The 20,759-nt window shown below is 65.4% G+C and carries 18 protein-coding genes and 1 pseudogene; 12 read left to right on the plus strand and 7 right to left on the minus strand.

The genetic code is table 11. From position 1 onward, the window contains the following. Positions 1-44: 44 nt before the first annotated feature. A complete protein-coding gene (locus LRS53_RS08245) occupies positions 45-2,240 on the minus strand; it encodes a TonB-dependent siderophore receptor (protein WP_231355598.1) in 2,196 nt (731 codons plus the stop codon). 180 nt (positions 2,241-2,420) lie between these two features. On the opposite strand from LRS53_RS08245, the gene LRS53_RS08250 reads away from it, so the two are divergent. The 5 genes from LRS53_RS08250 to LRS53_RS08270 all read left to right on the plus strand — a co-directional run bounded on the left by LRS53_RS08250 (position 2,421) and on the right by LRS53_RS08270 (position 7,482). Next, complete coding sequence (locus LRS53_RS08250) at positions 2,421-3,164, plus strand: response regulator transcription factor (RefSeq protein ID WP_231355599.1); 744 nt, start codon at positions 2,421-2,423, stop codon at positions 3,162-3,164. Beyond that, positions 3,161-4,507, plus strand: coding sequence for a sensor histidine kinase (locus tag LRS53_RS08255; protein ID WP_269216679.1), 1,347 nt, complete (start codon positions 3,161-3,163; stop codon positions 4,505-4,507). The genes LRS53_RS08250 and LRS53_RS08255 overlap by 4 nt, the downstream gene beginning before the upstream one ends. A 99-nt stretch (positions 4,508-4,606) precedes the next feature. Next, positions 4,607-4,879 carry a DNA-directed RNA polymerase subunit omega gene (rpoZ, locus tag LRS53_RS08260; protein WP_007161465.1) on the plus strand — a complete coding sequence of 91 codons (273 nt, stop codon included), beginning with the start codon at positions 4,607-4,609 and terminating at the stop codon, positions 4,877-4,879. Between the two features lie 3 nt (positions 4,880-4,882). Further along, complete coding sequence (gene spoT / locus LRS53_RS08265) at positions 4,883-7,042, plus strand: bifunctional GTP diphosphokinase/guanosine-3',5'-bis pyrophosphate 3'-pyrophosphohydrolase (RefSeq protein WP_231355600.1); 2,160 nt, start codon at positions 4,883-4,885, stop codon at positions 7,040-7,042. Positions 7,043-7,101: 59 nt separating this feature from the next. Further along, positions 7,102-7,482 (plus strand): RidA family protein, encoded by a 381-nt coding sequence (locus LRS53_RS08270; protein WP_064307739.1) that lies wholly within the window; start codon positions 7,102-7,104, stop codon positions 7,480-7,482. Positions 7,483-7,656: 174 nt separating this feature from the next. On the opposite strand, the gene katE is transcribed toward LRS53_RS08270, so the two are convergent. Further along, on the minus strand, positions 7,657-9,786 hold the full coding sequence (gene katE, locus LRS53_RS08275) for a catalase HPII (RefSeq protein ID WP_231355601.1): 2,130 nt from the start codon (positions 9,784-9,786) through the stop codon (positions 7,657-7,659). Positions 9,787-10,071: 285 nt separating this feature from the next. On the opposite strand from katE, the gene LRS53_RS08280 reads away from it, so the two are divergent. The 4 genes from LRS53_RS08280 (at position 10,072) to LRS53_RS08295 (ending at position 13,423) form a co-directional block, all read left to right on the plus strand. Further along, positions 10,072-11,079, plus strand: coding sequence for a methionine ABC transporter ATP-binding protein (locus LRS53_RS08280; RefSeq protein WP_231355602.1), 1,008 nt, complete (start codon positions 10,072-10,074; stop codon positions 11,077-11,079). Then, positions 11,079-11,744, plus strand: coding sequence for a methionine ABC transporter permease (locus LRS53_RS08285; RefSeq protein ID WP_231355603.1), 666 nt, complete (start codon positions 11,079-11,081; stop codon positions 11,742-11,744). Before LRS53_RS08280 ends, LRS53_RS08285 begins: the two co-directional genes overlap by 1 nt. Before the next feature lie 51 nt (positions 11,745-11,795). After that, positions 11,796-12,578 (plus strand): MetQ/NlpA family ABC transporter substrate-binding protein, encoded by a 783-nt coding sequence (locus LRS53_RS08290; RefSeq protein WP_371913873.1) that lies wholly within the window; start codon positions 11,796-11,798, stop codon positions 12,576-12,578. 68 nt (positions 12,579-12,646) lie between these two features. After that, positions 12,647-13,423 (plus strand): MetQ/NlpA family ABC transporter substrate-binding protein, encoded by a 777-nt coding sequence (locus LRS53_RS08295; RefSeq protein WP_044341151.1) that lies wholly within the window; start codon positions 12,647-12,649, stop codon positions 13,421-13,423. Between the two features lie 54 nt (positions 13,424-13,477). Here the strand turns inward: LRS53_RS08295 and LRS53_RS08300 are convergent, their stop codons facing one another. After that, the gene (locus tag LRS53_RS08300; RefSeq protein ID WP_231356112.1) at positions 13,478-14,626 is read right to left on the minus strand and encodes an MFS transporter; all 1,149 of its coding nucleotides are present in this window, start codon (positions 14,624-14,626) and stop codon (positions 13,478-13,480) included. Positions 14,627-14,800: 174 nt separating this feature from the next. Here LRS53_RS08300 and LRS53_RS08305 point away from each other — a divergent pair, with 174 nt between their 5' ends. After that, positions 14,801-14,968, plus strand: a complete 168-nt coding sequence (locus LRS53_RS08305) for a rubredoxin (protein WP_007161456.1) — start codon at positions 14,801-14,803, stop codon at positions 14,966-14,968. 88 nt (positions 14,969-15,056) lie between these two features. Here the strand turns inward: LRS53_RS08305 and LRS53_RS08310 are convergent, their stop codons facing one another. The 3 genes from LRS53_RS08310 to LRS53_RS08320 form a co-directional block, all read right to left on the minus strand. After that, positions 15,057-15,332: an HU family DNA-binding protein gene (locus tag LRS53_RS08310; protein ID WP_017639309.1), complete on the minus strand. Its 276-nt coding sequence runs from the start codon at positions 15,330-15,332 to the stop codon at positions 15,057-15,059. 422 nt (positions 15,333-15,754) lie between these two features. Beyond that, positions 15,755-17,302 carry a SulP family inorganic anion transporter gene (locus LRS53_RS08315; protein ID WP_231355604.1) on the minus strand — a complete coding sequence of 516 codons (1,548 nt, stop codon included), beginning with the start codon at positions 17,300-17,302 and terminating at the stop codon, positions 15,755-15,757. A 209-nt stretch (positions 17,303-17,511) separates the two neighbouring features. Continuing rightward, entirely contained in the window at positions 17,512-18,219 is a 708-nt protein-coding gene (locus LRS53_RS08320; RefSeq protein ID WP_017639311.1) for a carbonic anhydrase, read from the minus strand. Between the two features lie 669 nt (positions 18,220-18,888). Between LRS53_RS08320 and LRS53_RS23835 the strand changes: the two are divergent. Together LRS53_RS23835 and LRS53_RS23840 are read left to right on the plus strand one after the other, a co-directional pair. Then, positions 18,889-19,659 (plus strand): annotated as a pseudogene (locus LRS53_RS23835) (MCP four helix bundle domain-containing protein); the annotation flags it as partial. After that, a complete protein-coding gene (locus LRS53_RS23840; protein ID WP_371099768.1) occupies positions 19,651-20,514 on the plus strand; it encodes a methyl-accepting chemotaxis protein in 864 nt (287 codons plus the stop codon). The pseudogene LRS53_RS23835 and the gene LRS53_RS23840, both read left to right, overlap by 9 nt. Before the next feature lie 42 nt (positions 20,515-20,556). Here the strand turns inward: LRS53_RS23840 and LRS53_RS23610 are convergent, their stop codons facing one another. Then, complete coding sequence (locus LRS53_RS23610) at positions 20,557-20,679, minus strand: hypothetical protein (RefSeq protein WP_256562921.1); 123 nt, start codon at positions 20,677-20,679, stop codon at positions 20,557-20,559. Positions 20,680-20,759: the final 80 nt, after the last annotated feature.

A 20,759-nucleotide genomic window follows, 5' to 3' on the forward strand; every position in this document is an offset into this window, starting at 1 on the left:
AAAGCCCGCGCCGAGATGACCGCCGCGGGCTTTGTCTTTCCGGCCTAGAAGGAGGCGCTGAGACTGGTATAGAAGGTCCGGCCCGGTTCGTTGTAAGTGGCCGCGCCCGCGTCGCTGGCGTTGCCCTCGCGAAACAGGCGCTTGTCGAACAGGTTGTCGACGCCGGCGCCCAGGCGCAGGTTGGCGTTGACCTGATAGCCTAGGTTCAGGCCCACCAGGCTGTAGCTGCCCAGTTCGTCGTCGTTCACGCCGTTGGCCGCCTCCAGGCGCAGGGCCGGCCGGCTCGGCGGTTTCTGGCGGCCGTAGCTGGTCAGGTTCAGCTGGGTGGAGAGCTTGTGCGTCACCTGCCAGTCGAGCATGGAATTGAGGGTGTAACGCGGGATCAGCGACAGCGGATCTCCGGTCTCCTTGTCCTCTGATTGCAGCATCCAGGTCAGGTTGCTGGTCCAGGTCAGGCGCGCCGCCAGCGGAATGGTCAGGTTGCCCTCCAGGCCCTCCACCACCGCGCGCTCGGCATTGGTCCATTGCAGCACGTCGGCGCCACTGCTGGTGGTGGCGAAGACGGTGTTGCTGGCGACGATCTTGTTGCGGTAGTCGTTGCGGAAATAGGTGATGCCGACGGCCCAGCCGTCACGCTGGAATTGCAGGCCCAGTTCCTTGTTGACGCTGACTTCGGCGTCCAGGTCCTCGTTGCCGATCAGATAGCAGCTCACGCTGCGGCCGATGGGGCAGCCGTTGCCGCGACTGCTGATCAGGTAGTCGGGATTGAGCTGATAGAGATTGGGCGCCTTGAAGGCACGGGCGATGCCGGCCTTGAGGGTCAGGTCCTCGGTCAGTTCCTGGGAGAGGTTGAGACTGGGACTCCAATTACTGCCGAACTGGTCGTGATGGTCCAGCCGCAGACCGGGCGTGACGATGGTGCCCGGGCGCACTTCCAGGTTGTCCTCGACGAACAGCGAACTCAGGGTCGCCGAGGAATCGCTGCCGCGAGCGCCGGTGGCATAGCCGGGAATGGTGCCGAAGCCCAGCCCCTGGGTGGTGGAGACCGGATCGTCCAGTTCGCTGCGCGTCCATTCCGCGCCCAGGGTCAGCACCTGCTGCACCCAGGCGTCCAGCGGCAGGTTGACCTCGCCGTGGGCGGTGTAGCTCTTGAGGTTGATGCTGCCGTACTCGCTGCCGGCGATGGCACCTTCGGTGCTGCCACCGGTGCCTTCGATGAGGCGGTTGTTGCGGGTGTGCTCGTACTGCAGATAGGCCAGACTGCTGCCGAAATCCCAGTCGCCGTGGTGGGTGATGGCGAAGGTGTCGCGATAGAGTCTATTGGTCTCCCGGCCCAGCCAGCGCGACAGGTTGGCACTGGTGATGTCGTTGTTGTTCTGGCTGTCGCCGGCGTAGAGATTGCCCTGGCGGCTGAAGCCCGCCTCCAGATCCAGGCGTTGTGCCGGGGTCGGCTGCCAGCTGAGCAGCGCGTTGAGGTCGCGGTTGCGCACCCCTTCGCGACCGGCGGGCGGGGTCTCGCCCGGCGGCTGATGGCCGGCGTTGATGCTGTCGTCGTCGCGATCGGTCTTGTTCAGGTTGCCGTAGACCCGATAGGAGAGGGTGTCGGTGAGCGGGCCGCTGAGGCCGAAGTTGGCCCGCCGCGTGGCGCCTTCCTCGCTGTGCTCGGGGGCGTTGGCGAACAGATTGAGACTGCCATGCTGCTCCGTGGTCGGCCCCTTGGTGATGATGTTGACCACCCCGCCGGCCGCCCCCGAACCATAGCGCGCCGCCGCCGGACCGCGCAGCACCTCGATGCGCTCCACCTGCTCGGCCGGCACCCAGTTGGTATCGCCGCGACTGTCGCGCTCGCCGCGGCGACCATAGCGGACCGCGTTGCGGCTGCTGGCGGGCTTGCCGTCGATGAGGATCAGGGTGTTTTCCGGACCCATGCCGCGGATATCGATCTGGCGCTGGTTGCCGCGCTGGCCACTGGCGCTGTTGCCGGTCAGGTTGACGCCCGGCATCTTGCGGATGATGTCCGACAGGTCGTTGGTCGGTGGCTGCTTGGCGATGTCCGTGGCGGTGATGATGGACACGCCGGCCGCCTGCTTGAGTTCTTCCTCGGCGGTGCCGAGCACGACGGTGTCTTCCAGGGCGGTGGCCTGGGTCAGGTGCGGGTCCGCGTCCACGGCGAACGCCGGAGCGACAGGGGTGACGGCCGCCAGCACGGCCAGACGGAGGAGGGTGATTCGAGGTTGCATCCGATGCTCCAGAGAGAAGACGAGAGGCGCTCGGGGCGGCTTTGCCAGGGCCACTCGGGGTCTGGGCACCGCTCTGCTGATCTGCGCGGAGCAGGATGTTAGTATTCGTTTTCAATTGAGAAATATTATCTTTACGAAAATTACAGTTTCTCTCCGTCTCCGCTCCCATCCGGTGTTGCCATGCAGCTGTCCCCCTTGCCAGAGCGGTCCGAGGCGCTTCTATCCGGGCTGCGCCTCCTCATCGTCGAAGACGATCCGGTACTGGGCGCCCACCTGGGCGACCAGCTCCAGGCGCGTGGCTACCGGCCGCGGCTCTGCGTGACCGCCGCGGCGGCGCGGCAGTGGCTGGCCGCGGAGCCGGTCGAGCTGGTGCTGCTGGACATCCTGCTGCCCGGTGGCAATGGCCTGGAGCTGCTGCGCGAGCTGCGCCAGCGCAGTGGTGTGCCGGTGATCCTGATTTCGGCGCTGGGCAGCGAGGGTGATCGCATTCAAGGCTTTCGCAGTGGCGCCGACGACTACCTGCCCAAACCCTTCAGCCTCGACGAATTGCAGGTGCGCATCGAGGCCCTGCGCCGGCGCATCGCCTTCGAGCGCGCCGCGGGCGACGTGCCGGAACCCCTGGCCGCACAGGTGCCGCTGGCGTTCGCCACGTTGCAGCAGGACGTGCGCCACCGGGATGTCTGGCTGGGCCTCACGGGGTCGGAGTACCGCGTGCTGCAGCTGCTCTGGCGCCAGGCCGGCGTGGTCCTGAGCAAACCGCTGATCTATCACCAGGCCTTGCAGCGCGCCTGGTCGCGCCATGATCGCAGTCTCGACATGCACGTCAGCCATCTGCGCCGCAAATTGCAGCAGGCCGGTTGCCTTGCGGTGGAGATCCGCACCGTCTGGGGCCAGGGCTACGTCCTGCTTCGGACCGAGGCATGAGCGCGCTGCCGTCGCGCCATTCGTTGTTCTGGAAACTGCTGGCCCTGACCCTGGGCGCCTGCCTGCTGATCGTCTGGCTCAGCTGGAGCTGGGGCCGGGCCATGGAGATCCGTGGCTATCATCTGGAGCCGGCGGCGCGGGCCGAACTCAGCGAGCTGGCCGGACAGTTGGAGCGTGCCTGGCATAGCGAGGGACGTGCGGGAGTGGAGAGGGTCCTGGCGCGCTTGCGCGAGACCGAGGGCGTCTGGGCCATCGCCCTGGATCCGCTGTTCCAGTCCCTGGCCCAGGCGCCCCTGACCCGCGCCGAAGCCGAGCGCCTGCGCGGGGTGCGCGGTCTCGACTGGCCGCTCAGCGCTCGGACCCAGGGCGCGCCACTGCTGGAGGTGCCCTTTCCCCAGCGGCCAGAGGAGGGCCGGCTGATTCTCGAGTTGCCGGCGCGCCTCAAGCCCGATCCGGTGGGCCTGGTCTCCCGGCTGCTCAGCCACGGTCTGCTGCCGCTGATCGTTACCCTGGCGCTCTGCGCCTTGCTCTATCGGCAACTCATGGTACCGCTGCGGCGCCTGCGCCAGCAGGCCCTGATCACCGGCGCCCGGGGCGCCGCCTTCGTCGCCCCGGAGATCACCCGCCGTCGCGACGAGCTGGGCGATCTCGGCCGCACCTTCGATGGCATGGCGGCTCGGCTGCAGGGCCAGACGCGGTATCAGCAGCGGCTGTTGCGCGATCTGTCCCATGAGTTGCGTACCCCGCTGTCGCGCCTGCAGGTGCTCTGCGAAGGTCAGGACGACGCCCATGCCCTGCGCGCCCGGCTGGCGCGGGAGGTGCAAGGCATGCAGCAGCTGGTGGAACTGACCCTGGAACTGGCCTGGCTGGATACCGAGCCGCCGGCCTTGCCACGGGAGTCCGTGGCTCTGGCAACGCTTTGGGACATCCTGGTCGAAGATGCCGTTTTCGAAAGCGGCTGGCCACGCGCTCGGCTGCACTGCGGCCTGCCGGCGGACGCCACCGTACTGGCGAATCTCAATGCCCTGAGCCGGGCGCTGGAGAATCTGCTGCGCAATGCCATCCGCCACTCGCCGCTGACTGGCCATATCCGCCTGGATGGTCGACGCGAGGGCCCGGACTGGCTGTTCTGGATCGAGGATCAGGGGCCGGGCGTGCCCGCGGCGGCGCTGGACTTCATTTTCGAACCCTTCAGTCGTCTCAACGGCGCTCGTCCTGGCGGCGACGGCTATGGCCTGGGGCTGTCCATCGCCCGCTCGGCGATCCGCCTGCAGGGTGGCGAACTCCAGGCCGAGAATCGTCATCCGGGTCTGCGCCTGACGCTGCGACTGCCAGCGGCCTGACCGCCTAGCCTCCGACCACCGCCTCTTCCCTTGCCACTGGCGAATTTTTATACTATCGGGTCCCCCGTTCCCGGGATCATCATCGCCACGAGGAAGACCATGGCCCGCGTTACTGTCGAAGACTGCCTGGACAACGTAGACAACCGATTCGAGCTGGTCATGCTCGCCACCAAGCGCTCGCGCCAGCTGGCCACCGGCGGCAAGGAGCCCAAGGTACCGTGGGACAACGACAAGCCCACCGTCGTCGCCCTGCGCGAGATCGCCGAAGGCCTGGTCGACGAGGAAGTCATCCGTCTGGACGACATCGTTGAAGAAGAGCCGCTGTTCGCCGCCTTCGAAGTCAACGAAGAAGCGGACGGCGAGGCGCTCTAAGCCATGGCCGCCGAGCCTGCCTATGGTGACGTCCGCCCGACCGGCATCGACCTGCTGGCCGAGCGACTGGCGGACTACCTGACCCCCGACCAGGTCAATCTGGTCCGGCGGGCCTATTACTACGCCGAGCAGGCTCATGACGGGCAGCGCCGCCGTAGCGGCGAGCCCTATGTCACCCATCCGCTGGCCGTCGCCAACATCCTCGCCGACATGCACATGGACCATCAGAGTCTGATGGCGGCCATGCTGCACGACGTGATCGAGGACACCGGCATCGCCAAGGAAGCCCTCGCCGGCCAGTTCGGCGAGACGGTGGCGGAGCTGGTGGACGGGGTCAGCAAGCTGACCCAGATGAAGTTCGAGACCAAGGCCGAGGCCCAGGCGGAGAACTTCCAGAAGATGACCATGGCGATGTCCAAGGACATCCGCGTCATCCTGGTCAAGCTGGCCGACCGGCTGCACAACATGCGCACCCTGGACGCCATGCCGCCGGACAAGAGCCGGCGCATCGCCAAGGAAACCCTGGAAATCTACGCGCCCATCGCCAACCGGCTGGGCATGCACGATTTCTACGTGGAATTCGAGGACCTGGGTTTTCGCGCCATGCACCCGATGCGTGCCGAACGCATCCAGCGGGCGGTCAAGACCGCGCGCGGCAATCGCCGCGAGATCCTCGGCAAGATCCAGGAATCCCTGGCCAACTGCCTGGCCCGCGACGGTCTGGACGGCGAGGTGGTCGGGCGCGAAAAGCACCTGCACAGCATCTACCAGAAGATGCGTGGCAAGCGTAAGTCGTTCAACGAGATCATGGACGTCTACGGCTTCCGCATCATCGTCGACAAGGTCGACACCTGCTACCGGGTGCTCGGCGCGGTGCACAATCTCTACAAGCCGTTCCCGGGGCGCTTCAAGGACTACATCGCCATCCCCAAGGCCAACGGCTACCAGTCCCTGCACACCACCCTGTTCGGCATGCACGGCGTGCCCATCGAGATCCAGATCCGCACCCGCGAGATGGAAGAGATGGCCAACAACGGCATCGCCGCCCATGGCCTCTACAAGGCCGGGGGCGACGAGCCGCGCGCCAGCCACCTGCGCGCGCGCCAGTGGGTGAAGGGCATCCTCGAGTTGCAGCAACGTGCGGGCAACTCCCTGGAATTCATCGAGAACGTGAAGATCGACCTCTTTCCCGACGAGGTCTACGTCTTCACCCCCAAAGGCCGCATCATGGAGCTGCCCAAGGGCTCCACGGCCGTGGATTTCGCCTATGCGGTGCATACCGACGTGGGCAACAGCTGCATCGCCTGCCGCATCAATCGTCGCCTGGCGCCGCTGTCGCAGCCGCTGGGCAGCGGCGAAACGGTGGAGATCGTCACCGCGCCCGGTGCCCGGCCCAATCCGGCCTGGCTCAACTTCGTGGTCACCGGCAAGGCGCGCACCAATATCCGCCATGCGCTCAAGCAGCAGCGTCGCTCCGAGTCCATCAGCCTTGGCGAGCGGCTGCTGAACAAGGCGCTATCCGGCTTCGGAACCCAGCTGTCGAAGATCTCGCCGATGCGCATCCTCTCGGTGCTGGGCGAGTACAAGGGCGTGGTGCTGGAAGACCTGCTCGAAGAGATCGGCCTGGGCAATCGCATGGCCTATGTGGTGGCGCGGCGCCTGGTGTCCGGCAGCGAGCAGGAAGAGCCGCTGGAGCACCAGGCCAGCACCACGCCCCAGGGGCCGTTGGCCATCCGTGGCACCGAAGGCCTGGTGATCAGCTACGCCAAGTGCTGCACGCCGATTCCGGGCGATCCCATCGTCGGCCACCTGTCGGCGGGCAAGGGCATGGTGATCCACCTGGAAAACTGTCGGAACATCGCCGAATTCCGCCACAACAGCGAAAAATGCATCGTGCTCAACTGGGCCAAGGATGTCACTGGCGAATTCAGCGTCGAATTGCGCGTCCAGCTGGAGCACCAGCGCGGCCTGATCGCCATGCTGGCCAACAACGTCACCGCCGCGGACGCCAACGTCGAGAAGATCGGCATGAACGAGCGCGATGGCCGGGTCAGCGTGGTTCAGCTGGTGGTCAGCGTGCGCGACCGTGTCCATCTGGCGCGGGTGATCAAGAAGCTGCGGACGCTCAAGGGCGTGGCTGGTATCACTCGGGTTCGTAGCTGAGGTTGCAGTGGGTCGCCACGGGCTTGCAGAATCGAGCCTTTCCCGCACAGGAGCGACCCATGAGCAAGCAAGTGATCCACACCGACAAGGCGCCTGCCGCCATTGGTACCTATTCCCAGGCGATCAAGGTTGGTGACACCGTCTATCTCTCCGGGCAGATCCCGCTCAATCCCACCAGCATGGAGCTGGTAGACGGCTTCGAGGCCCAGGTGGTCCAGGTGTTCGAAAACCTCAAGTCCGTGGCTGAGGCCGCCGGTGGTTCGCTGGCCGACATCGTCAAGCTGAACATCTTCCTGATCGACCTTTCGCACTTCGCCACCGTCAACGAGATCATGGGTCGCTACTTCCAGCAGCCGTATCCCGCCCGCGCCGCCATCGGCGTGGCCGCGTTGCCCAAGGGCTCCCAGGTGGAAATGGACGGGGTGTTGGTGCTGGGTTGATCGGTATCGCTGATCGCGGCCATGGGCCGCTCCTACAGGAGCATCGGCCTCTGTAGGAGCGGGCCATGGCCGCGATTAGGCCAATGCCAGAGCGACTTCGTCCATGGCCGCGATAGTCCTAAAATAAAAAAGCCGACCGTCTCGCGACGGTCGGCTTTTTCATGCCTGCCTGGATCAGGCCGGGATGGACTTGATCTTCGGCATCCGCGCCCAGCAACGGTGCTTGGCGATGGCGGCGAAGAAATCCTGCTGTACCGCCTTGAAGTCACCGCCGGTGAGCAGTGCCTCGTCGGGGCTCAGGTAGACCGCCTTGAGCAGCTGCTCGGCTTCGCCGGTGAGGGCGATGGCCTTGAGGTGCTTGTAGGCTTCCAGCAGGTAGTGCTTGATCACGCCGTCGTCGAGCATGGCCTTGACGCTCTCGGCGCCGCCCGGCACATAGACCGCGTCCAGGGCTACCGATGGCATGCCCTCGGCCGAGCCGTCCACGGCCACTTCGCTGCCATCGGCGGCCTTGACCGGGCCGGCGGTGGGGCCGAGCACCTTCACGTGGGCGCCTTCGGCCTTGAGCGCCTGCTTGATGGCGTCCACTTCACTGGCGATGACGCCGTCACCCACCAGTACCGCTACCTTGAAGCCCTTGATATTGCCGGACAGCAGGTTGAGCTGGCTCAGCGCCGGCGACTTGTCGATGGAGATCTGGCGCGGTTGCACGGTGGGTGCGGTGGGCGGCGTCACGCCGATCTTCTTGGCGACCTTCTGCGCCAGGTCCAGATCGATGTTGGCGAGGATCTCGTTGACCTGACGCTTGCGGATCCACATGCGCTCGACCTTGCCCAGCTCGAAGCTGTAGGCATCGGCGACGTGGGCCTGCTCGGCTTCCGACAGGCTGTTGTAGAACAGCGTGGCCTGGGAGAAGTGGTCGCCGAAGGACTCGCTGCGCTCGCGCACCTTGTAACCGTCGATGCGCTCGTAATAGCTCTCGAAGCCGCCATCCTGGGGTGCCGGCGGCGTTTCCTTGGGCCAGCCACCGTCGATGGAGTTGGGCTCGTAGGAGGCACGGCCCTTGTCGATGGTCATGCGGTATTTGGCGTCACGCTGGCCGTTGTGGTTCGGCACCACCGGACGGTTGACCGGCAGTTCATGGAAGTTCGGCCCACCGAGGCGGCTGATCTGGGTGTCGGTGTAGGAGAACAGCCGACCCTGCAGCAGGGGGTCGTTGCTGAAGTCGATGCCGGGCACGATGTGGCCGGGGCAGAAGGCCACCTGCTCGGTTTCGGCGAAGTAGTTGTCCGGGTTGCGGTTGAGCACCAGCTTGCCCAGGGGCGTGATGGGTACCAGCTCCTCGGGAATGATCTTGGTGGCGTCGAGGATGTCCCAGTCGAACTTGTGCTCGTCTTCCTCGGGGATGATCTGCACGCCGAATTCCCACTCGGGATAGTCACCGGCCTCGATGGCTTCCCAGAGGTCGCGGCGGTGGGCATCGGTGTCCTTGCCCGCCAGCTTCTGGGCTTCGTCCCACACCAGGGAACGCACGCCACCGGCGGGCTTCAGGTGGATCTTGACGAAGACGCCCTTGCCGGCGGTATTGATCATGCGGAAGGTGTGGATGCCAAAGCCCTGCATGCTGCGCAGGTTCACCGGGATGGCACGGTCGGTCATGGTCCAGAGCACCATGTGCGCCGACTCGGGCACCAGGGAGACGAAGTCCCAGAAGGTGTCGTGGGCGCTGCCGCCGGTGGGGATCTCGTTGTGCGGCTCGGGCTTCACCGCATGGACGAAGTCGGGAAACTTGATGGCGTCCTGGATGAAGAAGACCGGCATGTTATTGCCGACCATGTCCCAGTTGCCTTCCTCGGTGTAGAACTTGATGGCGAAGCCGCGCACGTCACGCACGGTATCGCCCGAGCCACGCGGGCCCTGCACGGTGGAGAAGCGCACGAACACCGGGGTCTGGTGGTTGGGGTCGCGGAAGAGGGCGGCCTTGGTCAGGTCGGACCAGTCCTGGTAGGGCTGGAAGTAGCCATAGGCACCGGTGCCGCGGGCATGGACGATGCGCTCCGGGATGCGCTCGTGGTCGAAGTGGGTGATCTTCTCCCGCATGATGAAGTCTTCGAGCAGGGAGGGTCCGCGGGTGCCGGCGCGCAGTGAATTCTGGTTGTCGGCGATCTTCACGCCGTGGTTGGTGCGCAGTGCCTGGCCGGTGGCATCGGAGCGGAACTGCTCCAGCTGCTCGAGTTTCTTCGAGGTGTTCTGGCGATCCAGGGTATCGGTACCGGCGAGTTCGCTCTTGGGGGGCGTAGCCATGGAAAGTCCTCATCAGGCGCCTGTAGGGCGCTCTTTGCGTCCCCTACGGAATGTGGGGCGAATTCAGGCAGTCTTCTAGTGACTTGCGGCCCAGAGCCGGTGTTCCGCTTGGCTGATGCGAAGCGACGGGCTGTTTGCCTGGCGCCCGACCAGGGTCTGGGCTGGCCATATGCCTTTATTGGCGTAATACCCGACAACAAGTGCTAAGCAGATATAAGCGCGCACGTTAAACTGCGCGGCTGGATCACCATCCTGTTGTCTGACGATACCCACAAGGTTTTTCCATTGATCGAATTCCACGCTGTCCACAAGACGTACCGCACGCGCGGTCGCGAGGTCGCGGCGCTCCAGCCGATCGACCTGAGGATCGAAGCCGGCGAGATCTTCGGCCTGATCGGCCATTCGGGTGCCGGCAAGAGCACCCTGCTGCGCCTGATCAACCGCCTCGAAGCCCCCAGTGGCGGTCGCCTGCAGGTCGATGGCGCCGAGGTCACCACCCTGGGCGCGACCGAGCTGCGCGATTTCCGCCGCCGCATTGGCATGATCTTCCAGCATTTCAACCTGCTCTCGTCCAAGACCGTGGCGGCCAACGTGGCCATGCCGCTGGAACTGGCCGGCGGCCGTTCGCGGGCGCAGATCGCCCAGCGGGTCGAGGAGCTACTGGCGCGGGTCGGTCTGTCCGACCAGGCGCGCAAGTACCCGGCGCAACTGTCCGGCGGCCAGAAGCAGCGCGTCGGCATCGCCCGCGCCCTGGCCACCGAGCCGAAGATCCTGCTCTGCGACGAGGCCACCAGCGCCCTCGATCCCCAGACCACCGCCCAGGTGCTGCAACTGCTGGCCGAGCTCAATCGCGAACTGGGCCTGACCATCGTGTTGATCACCCACGAGATGGACGTGATCCGCCGCGTCTGCGACCGCGTCGCCGTGCTCGACGGCGGCGCCGTGGTGGAGCAGGGCACCGTGGCCGATGTCTTCCTGCATCCGCAGCACCCCACCACCCGCCGCTTCGTGTTCGAAGCCGAGCACCAGGACGAGGCCGAACTAGCCGACGCCTATGCCCATGTCGAAGGGCGCATCCTGCGCCTGACCTTCCGCGGCGAAGCCACCTATGCACCGCTGCTGGGCCATGTCGCCCGGGAGACCGGTGTGGACTACAGCATTCTCGGCGGTCGCATCGACCGCATCCGGGACGAGCCCTATGGCCAGCTCACCATCGCCCTGGTGGGCGGTGACCTGGACGCCGCCCTGGCTCGCTTCCAGGCCGCCGACGTCACCGTGGAGGTCCTGCGCTGATGGACGAACTCTTCAGCAACATCGACTGGGCCGAGATCTGGCAGGCGACCCAGGACACCCTGGCCATGCTCGGCTGGTCCATGCTCTTCACCCTGATCCTCGGCCTGCCGCTGGGCGTGCTGCTGTTTCTCACCAGCCGCCGCCAGTTGCTGGAGCAGCCGCTGGTCTACGGCATCCTCTCCTTCGTGGTCAACGTGCTGCGCTCGGTGCCCTTCATCATCCTGCTGATCCTGATGATCCCCATCACGGTCTGGCTGATCGGCACCTCGCTGGGCGTCGAGGGCGCCATCCCGCCGCTGGTGGTGGGCGCCGCGCCCTTCTTCGCCCGGCTGGTGGAAACCGCCCTGCGCGAGGTCGACCGCGGCATCATCGAGGCGACCCAGGCCATGGGCGCCAGTCTCTGGCAGATCGTCACCCGCACCCTGTTGTCCGAGGCCCTGCCCGGGCTGATCGCGGCCACCACCGTCACCGCCATCGCCCTGGTGTCCTACACCGCCATGGCCGGGGTGATCGGCGGCGGCGGCCTCGGCGATCTGGCCATTCGTTTCGGCTACCAGCGCTTCCAGACCGACGTCATGGTGGTCACGGTGCTCTTGCTGCTGGTGCTGGTCCAGGTACTGCAGATGGTCGGCGATCGGCTCGTCGCCCATTTCAGTCGTCGTTGATTCAGGCTTCATCCACTCGAAGGTTTTGCACAAGGAAAATCCCAGATGTCGCTGAAACGTACCCTGCTGTCCCTGGCCTTCGGCCTAGGTGTTGCCACCGCCGCCCAGGCCGCCGAGACCCTGACCGTCGCGGTCAATCCGGTTCCCCATGCGGAGATCCTGGAATTCATCAAGCCGCAGCTGGCCAAGGAAGGCGTGGACCTGAAGATCAAGGTCTTCACCGACTACATCCAGCCCGATCGCCAGACCGATCAGAAGCAGGTGGATGCCAACTACTTCCAGACCAAGCCCTATTACGCCAGCTACCAGAAGAGCAACCCGAGCAGCGACCAGGTGCCGGTGGTGGCGGTGCACGTCGAGCCCTTCGGTGCCTACTCGCAGAAGATCAAGGACATCAAGGAGCTCAAGGACGGCGCCACCGTGGCCATCCCCAACGATCCGAGCAACTCCGGTCGTGCGCTCCTGCTGATCGCCAAGCAGGGCCTGATCACCCTCAAGGATCCGAGCAACGTCACCGCCACCCCGCGTGACGTCGTCGAGAATCCCAAGCACCTGAAGTTCAAGGAGCTGGAAGCCGCGACCCTGCCGCGCGTGCTGAACCAGGTCGACCTGGCGCTGATCAACGCCAACTACGCCCTGGAAGCCAAGCTGGTGCCGACCAAGGACGCCCTCTTCATCGAGAGCGGCGAGTCGCCCTATGCCAACCTGCTCTATACCCGCGCCGACAAGGCCAATGACCCGGCCATCCAGAAGCTGGCCAAGGCCCTGACCACCCCCGAGGTGAAGCAATTCATCGAGAAGAAGTACCAGGGCGCCGTCGTTCCCGCCTTCTGAGTCTCAGCTCCATCGCCGCCGGCGCCCCCAGAGGCACCGGCGGTTCCACCCCGCCTTAGGAAACTGCCATGAAGAAACTGCTCGCTACCGCCGCCCTGCTGGCCGCCAGCCTGACCGCCCACGCCGCCGAGACCCTCAGCGTCGCCGCCACCCCGGTGCCTCACGCGGAGATCCTCGAATTCGTCAAACCCCAGCTGGCCAAGGAAGGGGTGGACCTGCAGATCAAGGTCTTCACCGACTATGTGCAGCCCAACCTGCAGGTGGCCCAGAAGCGTCTGGACGCCAATTTCTTCCAGCACCAGCCCTACCTGGATGAGTTCAACAAGAGCCGTGGCACCGACCTGGTGACCGTCGCCCAGGTGCACGTCGAGCCTTTCGGCATCTACTCGCAGAAGATCAAGAAGCTCGACGAAGTCCGCGAAGGCGCCGTCGTGGCCATCCCCAGCGACGCCACCAACGGCGGTCGCGCCCTGCTGCTGCTGGAGAAGGCCGGCCTGATCAAGCTCAAGGACAGCGCCAACATCCTCGCCACGCCCAAGGACATCGCCGAGAATCCCAAGAAGCTCAAGTTCAAGGAGCTGGAAGCCGCGACCCTGCCGCGCGTGCTGAATCAGGTCGACCTGGCGCTGATCAACACCAACTACGCCCTGGAAGCCAAGCTCAACCCGACCCAGGACGCCCTGCTGCTGGAAGGCAAGGAATCGCCCTACGCCAATATCCTGGTCGCCCGTCCGGACAACAAGGACAGCGACGCCGTGCAGAAGCTGGCCAAGGCGCTGAACACCCCGGCGGTGAAGCAGTTCATCGAAGAGAAGTACAAAGGTGCCGTGGTGCCCGCGTTCTGATCGTGGTTTGAAATAAAAAACGCCGGCCCAGTGCCGGCGTTTTTCATGGGCTGCTCAGGTCGCCTCGGTGACCGTCGCCGGCGCGCTACCTCGGCGCCCAACGATCACCAGCAATACCGCGGCGCCGGCCGCCATCAGCAGCGGTAGGGCATGGCCGGTGAGCCATTGGCTGGCGGCGCCGGTGACCAGCGGACCGACCAGGCAGCCGAGGCCCCAGAGTTGGGCGATGCAGGCATTGGCGCTGACCAGCTCGGCGTCACGGTAGCGCTCGCCTACCAGGATCAGTGCCAGGGTGAAGAGGCCGCCGGCGGTGGCGCCGAACAGCACCAGCAGCGGCCAGACGCCCGGGGTGTGCAACAGCAGTGGCAAGGCCAGGCTGACCGCCAGCAGCCCCAGGGTGCAGCCTAGGAACAGGCCCTGGCGCGAGAGGCGGTCGGCGAGCAGGCCCAGGGGCAGCTGCAGCAGAGCATCGCCCACCACCACGGCGCTGACCATGTACAGCGCCAGTTGCTGGCCAAAGCCCTGGTTGAGGGCATAGACCGGCAGCAGGGTAAGGATCATCGCCTCGAAGCAGGCGAACAGCGCTACCGCCCAGGCGATGGCCGGAGCGCCGCGGCAGAAATCCAGCAGCGCCTGCCAGGCGGCGGTGTGGCCGCCGGCGGCTGGGGCGCCTTGGCGGCCGAGCAGCAGGGCGGCGCCACCGAGCATGAGCACGGCGCCCAGCCAAAAGCCCTGGTCACCCTCGGTACCGAGCGCGCCCAGCAGCAGCGGACCGGCCAGTTGGCTCAGGGCGTAGCTGCTGCCGTAGAGGGCCACCAGGCGACCCCGCCAGCGATCGGTGATGACCTGGTTCATCCAGCTTTCGCCCAGCACGAAGACCAGGGTGAGGATGGCGCCGAGCGCCAGGCGCAGAAGCAGCCACAGGGGGTAGCTGGGCAGCAGCGACAGCAGAATCAGCGAGGCGGCACCGGTCACCAGGCATAGCTGCATCAGTCGTGGCGTGCCGACTCGTGAAGCGAGGCGCCCGGCCAGGCTGGCGCCGGTCAGGATGCCAATGGCCGGCGAGGCGGCCATGACACCGATGGCGAAGTTGCCATAGCCCCAGCCCTCCAGGCGCAGCGAGACCAGCGGCATCGACAGGCCGATGGCCAGGCCCACGCTGATGACACTGCCCAATACGGCGAAATAGATGGCCCAAGGCATGGGGGAGGGTGAGGAAGTCATGGGCTTAGCCTAGCTGATGAACGCGGACGACGGACAGTCGCCAAGAGCCGCTATAGAGCCACCGGCAGCGGCCTGGGTTCTGGCACGGTTGGCCTTTGCCAGGCTTTCGCGTAGCGTGCGCGCTACCTGAAGCCGGTTGAGAGATAACAGAACATGCGGAAATGGCAGTGCATCGTGTGCGGCTATATCTATGACGAAGCCCTGGGCTGGCCGGACGACGGCATCGCTCCCGGAACGCGCTGGGAAGATGTGCCCGAGGATTGGTTGTGCCCGGATTGCGGCGTGGGCAAGGGTGACTTCGAGATGATCGCCATCGGCTGATCGGCTCCGCGTGCGCCACGCGGACACAAAAAAGGCATCGCACGAGCGATGCCTTGTGGCTGCAGCGGCCATCCCTGCCGCTTCATCCTCAGCCTTCGATGCTGTCCTTCAGTGCCTTGCCGGGCTTGAACGCCACCGTGTTGCTCGCACGAATCTTGACCGGCTCGCCGGTCTGGGGATTCTTCCCCATGCGAGCACCGCGGTGACGCGGCAGGAAGGTACCGAAGCCGACCAGCGTCACGCTGTCCTTGCGGTGCAGCGCATTCGCGATCTCGTCCAGCAGCGTGTTGAGCACGACGTTGGCTTGTTCCTTAGGAAGTCCGACTTTTTCTGCAATCACAGTCGCCAATTCAGGCTTGCGCATAGCTACCTCTCGTGGAGTCATTTTTAGCCGTGTGGGCGTCGCATGGCTTTCCTGGCAAAGCGATTACCCCGGAGATAGAGGGCGGCCCGACACAAAGATCTTTGGTGCGACAAAAGTCGAACCAGATAGCGTTATAAGGCAAAGCCGAGAAGAGCGAAAGTTAATTAGCAGACTATTAGCCGTTGGTAGGATAACTGACCCCGGCTTCGGCCCCTATCCGCTGATTTGCGCGCTATTTGTGGACAGATTGTCCACAATATGACCAATGGCGAGGCCGTCCAGATTTTAGCGAGATGCTCTGGCAAGCCACTGTCGGGTCGAATGGAGACTCTTGATGTCAAGGCGTCTTGCATCATTTCGTTACCAAAAAGACCGGATGGCGGAGCGGCCAGAAGGCTCCGCCATCGCTAGCAAACTGGCGCCTAGGTCGACATCACCGTTTGCCCGGCGGGGGCCTGACCTTCCAGGCGCCGCTCCAGCGCCTTGGGCTCGATCACCAGGCGCATGCCATTGCTGGCCTGAGTGCGGCCCCAGTCTTCCAGCAGCTCCATGCAGGCGTGGTCGATATAGGAGACGCGTTCCAGGGGCACGTGCAGGGTGGTGCCCGGCTTGACCTGCTCTAGCACCTTGGTCAGCTGGGGCACGCGCAGGAAGGTCGCGGCGCCCACCAGGCGCAGGTCGGCCTGGTCCGGCTGGTCTTCGCGATAGGTCAGGCTGACCTTGAGCTGTGCCGCCTTGACCGCCAGGAAGGCGATCGACAGCCCGAAGCCCACCAGCACCCCGGTCAGCAGATCGGTGGCGACGATCATCAGCGCGGTCAGGGCATAGATGGCCATGGGCGCGCGGCCATAGCGCTTGAGTCCGGTCAGCGATTTGGGGTCGGCCAGCTTGACGCCGGTGAACACCAGCACGCCGGCCAGACTCGCCACTGGCACCAGCTTGAGCACGAAGGGCAGGGCGGCGACGAAGGCCAGCAGCCAGAGGCCGTGGAAGATGGTGGAGGCGCGACTGGTGGCGCCGGCTTGGACATTGGCCGAGCTGCGCACGATGACGCCGGTCATGGGCAGCGCCCCGACGGCGCCGCAGAGCAGGTTACCGATGCCCTGGGCACCCAGTTCGCGGTCGAAGTGCGAGCGCGGCCCGTTGTGCATGCGGTCAACCGCGGCGGCCGAGAGCAGGGTCTCGGCACTGGCGATGAAGGCCAGGGCGAGGGCGGCCACCACCAGCTCGGTATTGGCCAGCATGCCAAGATCGGCGAAGGTCACCCAGTCGATGGCATCGGCCAGATTGTTGGGCACTTCGACCCGGCGGATGTCCAGCGCCAGCCAAAGACTGGCCAGGGTCGCCAGGGTCACGCCGATCAGGGCGCCGGGCAGGAAGCGTAGCGGCTGTGGGCGGAATTTCTCCCACAGCCACATGCTGGCGATGGTCAGCAGGCCGATCAGCGCCGCCTGGGCGCCGCTGCCACTGCCGTTCCACTGGCCGGCCGCAGTGAGGGCGGCGCCCGGGAAGGCCAGCAGATTGGACAGGCCCGACGCCGCTGGTTTGGCGTCCAGCATGACGTGCAGCTGCGAGAGCACGATGAGGATGCCGATACCCGCGAGCATGCCGTAGACCACCGCTGGCGAGGTGACGCGGAACCAGGCACCCAGCCGGGTGAGACCGGCGACGAGCTGCATGAGACCGGCCAGCAGCAGTACCGGGCCCAGGGCCTCGAGGCCGTGCCGGTTGATCAGGTCGAACACCAGCACCACCAGGCCGGCGGCCGGACCACTGACCTGCAGCGGCGAGCCGGCTAGAAAGCCGACTACCAGGCCACCGATGATGCCGGTGATGATGCCCTTGGCCGGTGGCATGCCGGAGGCGATGGCGATCCCCATGCACAGCGGCAGGGCGACCAGAAACACTACGAGTGAGGCCAGGGCGTCACGCGACAGATTGCGCCCCGGGGTCTGTTGATTGCCAAGCATGGTCCTGGTCCTCCAGCGACTAGGAAAAAGGTGCCCGCGCGTCATATCACGTCATATGACACGGTGCGGGATTCAGGCGGCTAGCGGAAAGGGTGGGCGATCCCGATGGAGCCCCAGGTGGGATCGTCCGGCGCGGTGCGCTGTTATAGGGACGGGTCCAGGGACCCGTCTCCGGGCGGCCAGCCGGCGAACCGGATGACCGCGGTGGATCAGGCCTGCTGCAGGCGCGGACGCGGGGTGGCGACTGGCATGTTTTCGCCATCCAGGGGCAGGAAGCGTTCCTGCTGGGCGTCGTAGGCCTTGATCTCGCTGGTCTCGATGGAATAGACCCAGCCGTGGATCTGCAGCTGACCACTGGCCAGGCGCGAAGCCACCGAGGGGTGGGTGCGCAGGTGCACCAGCTGGGCCACTACGTTTTCCTCGGTCAGGAAACCCAGGGTGCCGCCGTGGCCGCAGTCGCAATGGCTATGGTCTTCGACCACGGTACGGGCGACCTCGGCATGGCGCAGCCAGACCTTTACCGTCGGCATCTTTTCCAGCGGATCGGGATTGAGTACGGCTTTCATGGCGCCGCAGTCGGAGTGGCCGCAGATGATGATGTGCTTCACGCCCAGGGCCACGACCGCGTATTCGATGGCGGTGGAGACGCCGCCGTTCATCTGGCCGTAGGGGGGTACCACGTTGCCGACGTTACGGGTCACGAACAGATCGCCTGGCGAACTCTGGGTGATCAGTTCCGGGACGATGCGCGAGTCGGCGCAGGTGATGAACATGGCCTTGGGCGACTGTGCACTGGCGAGTTTCTTGAACAGCGCTTCCTGTTCGGGAAAGACATCCTGGCGGAAACGCTTGAAACCATCGACCAGCTGCAAAAGGGCCTCGTCGGGTGCGCCGAAGGTATCCGTGTTGTCGCTCATCTGTTTCTGACCTCTCTCAAGTACGCAATGGCAGCGGCAAGCGCTGGTTAGTGGCTAGACGCCCCCTGGCATCGCTTCGATACGCCCCGGCCATCTCGGGCTCTGGTGGCTTCATTTTCCGGCAATCCATCGCGTAGTCGGGCGGTGTCCTGGCACCCGGTGTCGCATCTTGGTGAACACAACCTTAATCCACGCTGAAACAATAGCTCGTGACCGACAACGCAGAAGATATTTCAAACTAATACTGAGATCATCCCGCCATTATCGCAACATGATCAGTGCATTTAGCCCTTTTATCGACACGAACCCTGCATTTCGCCGCCGGATCACGCTTTTCCCCGTGAAGAAAATGTAAATCGCGATAGCCGAACAGATTTCCTTGATGATCAGTGGCTTGCGAGAGATGTGCAAAAATGTGAACACAATGCCGCTGGTGGAGATTGCTCGCCTTTCGCCCGCTTTGCATCCAGCCTGTGATCTGCGGCACAGTGCCGCAGCCTAGACCTTTCGCCAGCCTTTCAATAGCTCCAATGCCCTATGAGACAAGGGTTTGGTGGCTTTGCTCGACGCATGCTTCTGCAAGCCGTCCGGATCCAGGTCGATAATTGGCCTCAGGATCTGCCGCCAGCGGTCGATAGGGGAACTTTCCAGGCTCAACGGAAACTCTCCATGTCCTTTCGCAACCTCTCCATCGCGCGGCGCGCCACGCTCGGTTTCGCCTTTATCGGTCTGCTCCTGCTGCTGCTCGGCGGCACCGCCCTGGTCAAGATGAACGATATCCGCGCCTCGGGCCTGGCCATCGAAGAACGCGCCATGCCGCGCGTGGCCGCCCTCGACGAGCTGACCGCCCTGACCCTGCGCCTGCGGGTGCTCTCCTATCGTCTGCTGCTCAATCGCGAGCCGGAAATCATCGCCAAGACCCAGGCCTTGTTCCAGCAGCGCAACGGCCAGATGCGCGCCGCCCAGCAGCGCTACGAGGCCTTGATCCAGTCCGCCGAAGAACGCACCGCCTACGGTCGCTACGGCCAGTTGATCGCCCAGTACGACGGTCTGCAGCAACGCATGCTGGCGTTTTCCGCCGCCGATCAGCTGGAGCCCCTGCGCCGGCTGCTCAACGAAGACCTGCTGGCCAACTCCGATGCGGTCAACGGGGTGCTCAGGCAACTCACCGATCTGGTCGACCAGCAGACCGCCGCCGCCAACGCCCAGTCCGCCACCGACTACAGTCGCGCCATCCAGTGGCTGGTGGTGCTGCTGGGTGCCACCGCGGGGTTGACCGTGGTCTTCGCCTGGCTGCTGATCCGCAGCATCACCCAGCCCATCGCCCGGGCCGTGCGGGCGGCCGAGGTGATCGCCACCGGCGACCTCAGCGAAGAGATCCACAGCGAAGGCCGCGACGAGGCCGCGCGCCTGTTGCAGGCCATGAAGACCATGCAGGGCCAGCTGCGCCAGACCCTGCAGGGCATCCTTGGCTCGGCCACCCAGCTCGCCTCGGCAGCGGAAGAACTCAATGCGGTGACCGATGAATCCAGTCGCGGTCTGCAACGCCAGAACGCCGAGATCGAACAGGCCGCCACCGCGGTGAACCAGATGTCATCGGCGGTGGACGAGGTGGCGCGCAACGCCGTCAACACCTCCCAGGCGTCCCAGGAGTCGGCCGGTGTGGCCCGTGATGGCCGCGATCTGGTGCAGGAAACCGTGGGCGCTATCGCCACCATGAGCGAGGATGTCCAACACGGCGCCACCCTGGTGGGCGATCTGGCGGTCCAGGTCAACGACATCGGCAAGGTGCTGGATGTGATCCGCAGCGTGGCCGAACAGACCAACCTGCTGGCGCTCAACGCCGCCATCGAGGCGGCGCGCGCCGGCGAGGCCGGTCGTGGCTTCGCGGTGGTGGCCGACGAGGTGCGGGCGCTGGCCCATCGCACCCAGGAATCGACCCGCGAGATCGAGACCTCCATCGGCACCATCCAGCAGGGTACCGATCAAGCGGTGGCGGCGATGCGCAGCAGCACCGAGCGCGCCCAGTCCACTCTGGAAGTGGCGCGCGGTGCCGGCCATGCCCTGGAGCGCATCCATGGCGCCATCGGCGGCATCAACGAACGTAACCTGGTCATCGCCAGCGCGGCGGAAGAGCAGGCCCAGGTCGCCCGCGAGGTGGATCGCAACCTGGTGAACATTCGCGAGTTGTCGGTCCAGACCGCGGCGGGTGCCGAGCAGTCCAGCGCCGCCAGCGCCGAGCTGTCGCGCCTGGCCGTGGACCTCAATGGGCTGGTGACGCGCTTCCGCCTGTGATCCTGGCGCGTCCGGTCGCTGTGGTGACCGGACGCTGCGCCACTAGCCGGGACCGAGCAGCTGCAGCACGCCGGTCAACAGCACCAGCAGGCCCAGGGGCGAGGCGAGAACGGACAGCAGCAGGCACCTCAGGCGAGGGCCGCGCGGGGTAGGGCAGGTCGTCATGACGTCAGGCAGCTCCGTAGCGAAAACCGGCGCCACGCTGGGCGCCTGGGGCCAATTTTCGCCTGTACCGGCAGCGACGT

The organism is Pseudomonas sp. PLB05 (assembly GCF_021106615.1).
Taxonomy (GTDB): domain Bacteria; phylum Pseudomonadota; class Gammaproteobacteria; order Pseudomonadales; family Pseudomonadaceae; genus Chryseomonas; species Chryseomonas benzopyrenica.

Coding starts and splice junctions, on each gene's coding strand:
- LRS53_RS08245 (WP_231355598.1), bottom strand. CDS start 2,240: ATGCAACCTCGAATCACCCTCCTCCGTCTGGCCGTGCTGGCGGCCGTC.
- LRS53_RS08250 (WP_231355599.1), top strand. CDS start 2,421: ATGCAGCTGTCCCCCTTGCCAGAGCGGTCCGAGGCGCTTCTATCCGGG.
- LRS53_RS08255 (WP_269216679.1), top strand. CDS start 3,161: ATGAGCGCGCTGCCGTCGCGCCATTCGTTGTTCTGGAAACTGCTGGCC.
- rpoZ (WP_007161465.1), top strand. CDS start 4,607: ATGGCCCGCGTTACTGTCGAAGACTGCCTGGACAACGTAGACAACCGA.
- spoT (WP_231355600.1), top strand. CDS start 4,883: ATGGCCGCCGAGCCTGCCTATGGTGACGTCCGCCCGACCGGCATCGAC.
- LRS53_RS08270 (WP_064307739.1), top strand. CDS start 7,102: ATGAGCAAGCAAGTGATCCACACCGACAAGGCGCCTGCCGCCATTGGT.
- katE (WP_231355601.1), bottom strand. CDS start 9,786: ATGGCTACGCCCCCCAAGAGCGAACTCGCCGGTACCGATACCCTGGAT.
- LRS53_RS08285 (WP_231355603.1), top strand. CDS start 11,079: ATGGACGAACTCTTCAGCAACATCGACTGGGCCGAGATCTGGCAGGCG.
- LRS53_RS08295 (WP_044341151.1), top strand. CDS start 12,647: ATGAAGAAACTGCTCGCTACCGCCGCCCTGCTGGCCGCCAGCCTGACC.
- LRS53_RS08300 (WP_231356112.1), bottom strand. CDS start 14,626: ATGCCTTGGGCCATCTATTTCGCCGTATTGGGCAGTGTCATCAGCGTG.
- LRS53_RS08305 (WP_007161456.1), top strand. CDS start 14,801: ATGCGGAAATGGCAGTGCATCGTGTGCGGCTATATCTATGACGAAGCC.
- LRS53_RS08310 (WP_017639309.1), bottom strand. CDS start 15,332: ATGCGCAAGCCTGAATTGGCGACTGTGATTGCAGAAAAAGTCGGACTT.
- LRS53_RS08315 (WP_231355604.1), bottom strand. CDS start 17,302: ATGCTTGGCAATCAACAGACCCCGGGGCGCAATCTGTCGCGTGACGCC.
- LRS53_RS08320 (WP_017639311.1), bottom strand. CDS start 18,219: ATGAGCGACAACACGGATACCTTCGGCGCACCCGACGAGGCCCTTTTG.
- LRS53_RS23840 (WP_371099768.1), top strand. CDS start 19,651: ATGCAGGGCCAGCTGCGCCAGACCCTGCAGGGCATCCTTGGCTCGGCC.
- LRS53_RS23610 (WP_256562921.1), bottom strand. CDS start 20,679: ATGACGACCTGCCCTACCCCGCGCGGCCCTCGCCTGAGGTGCCTGCTG.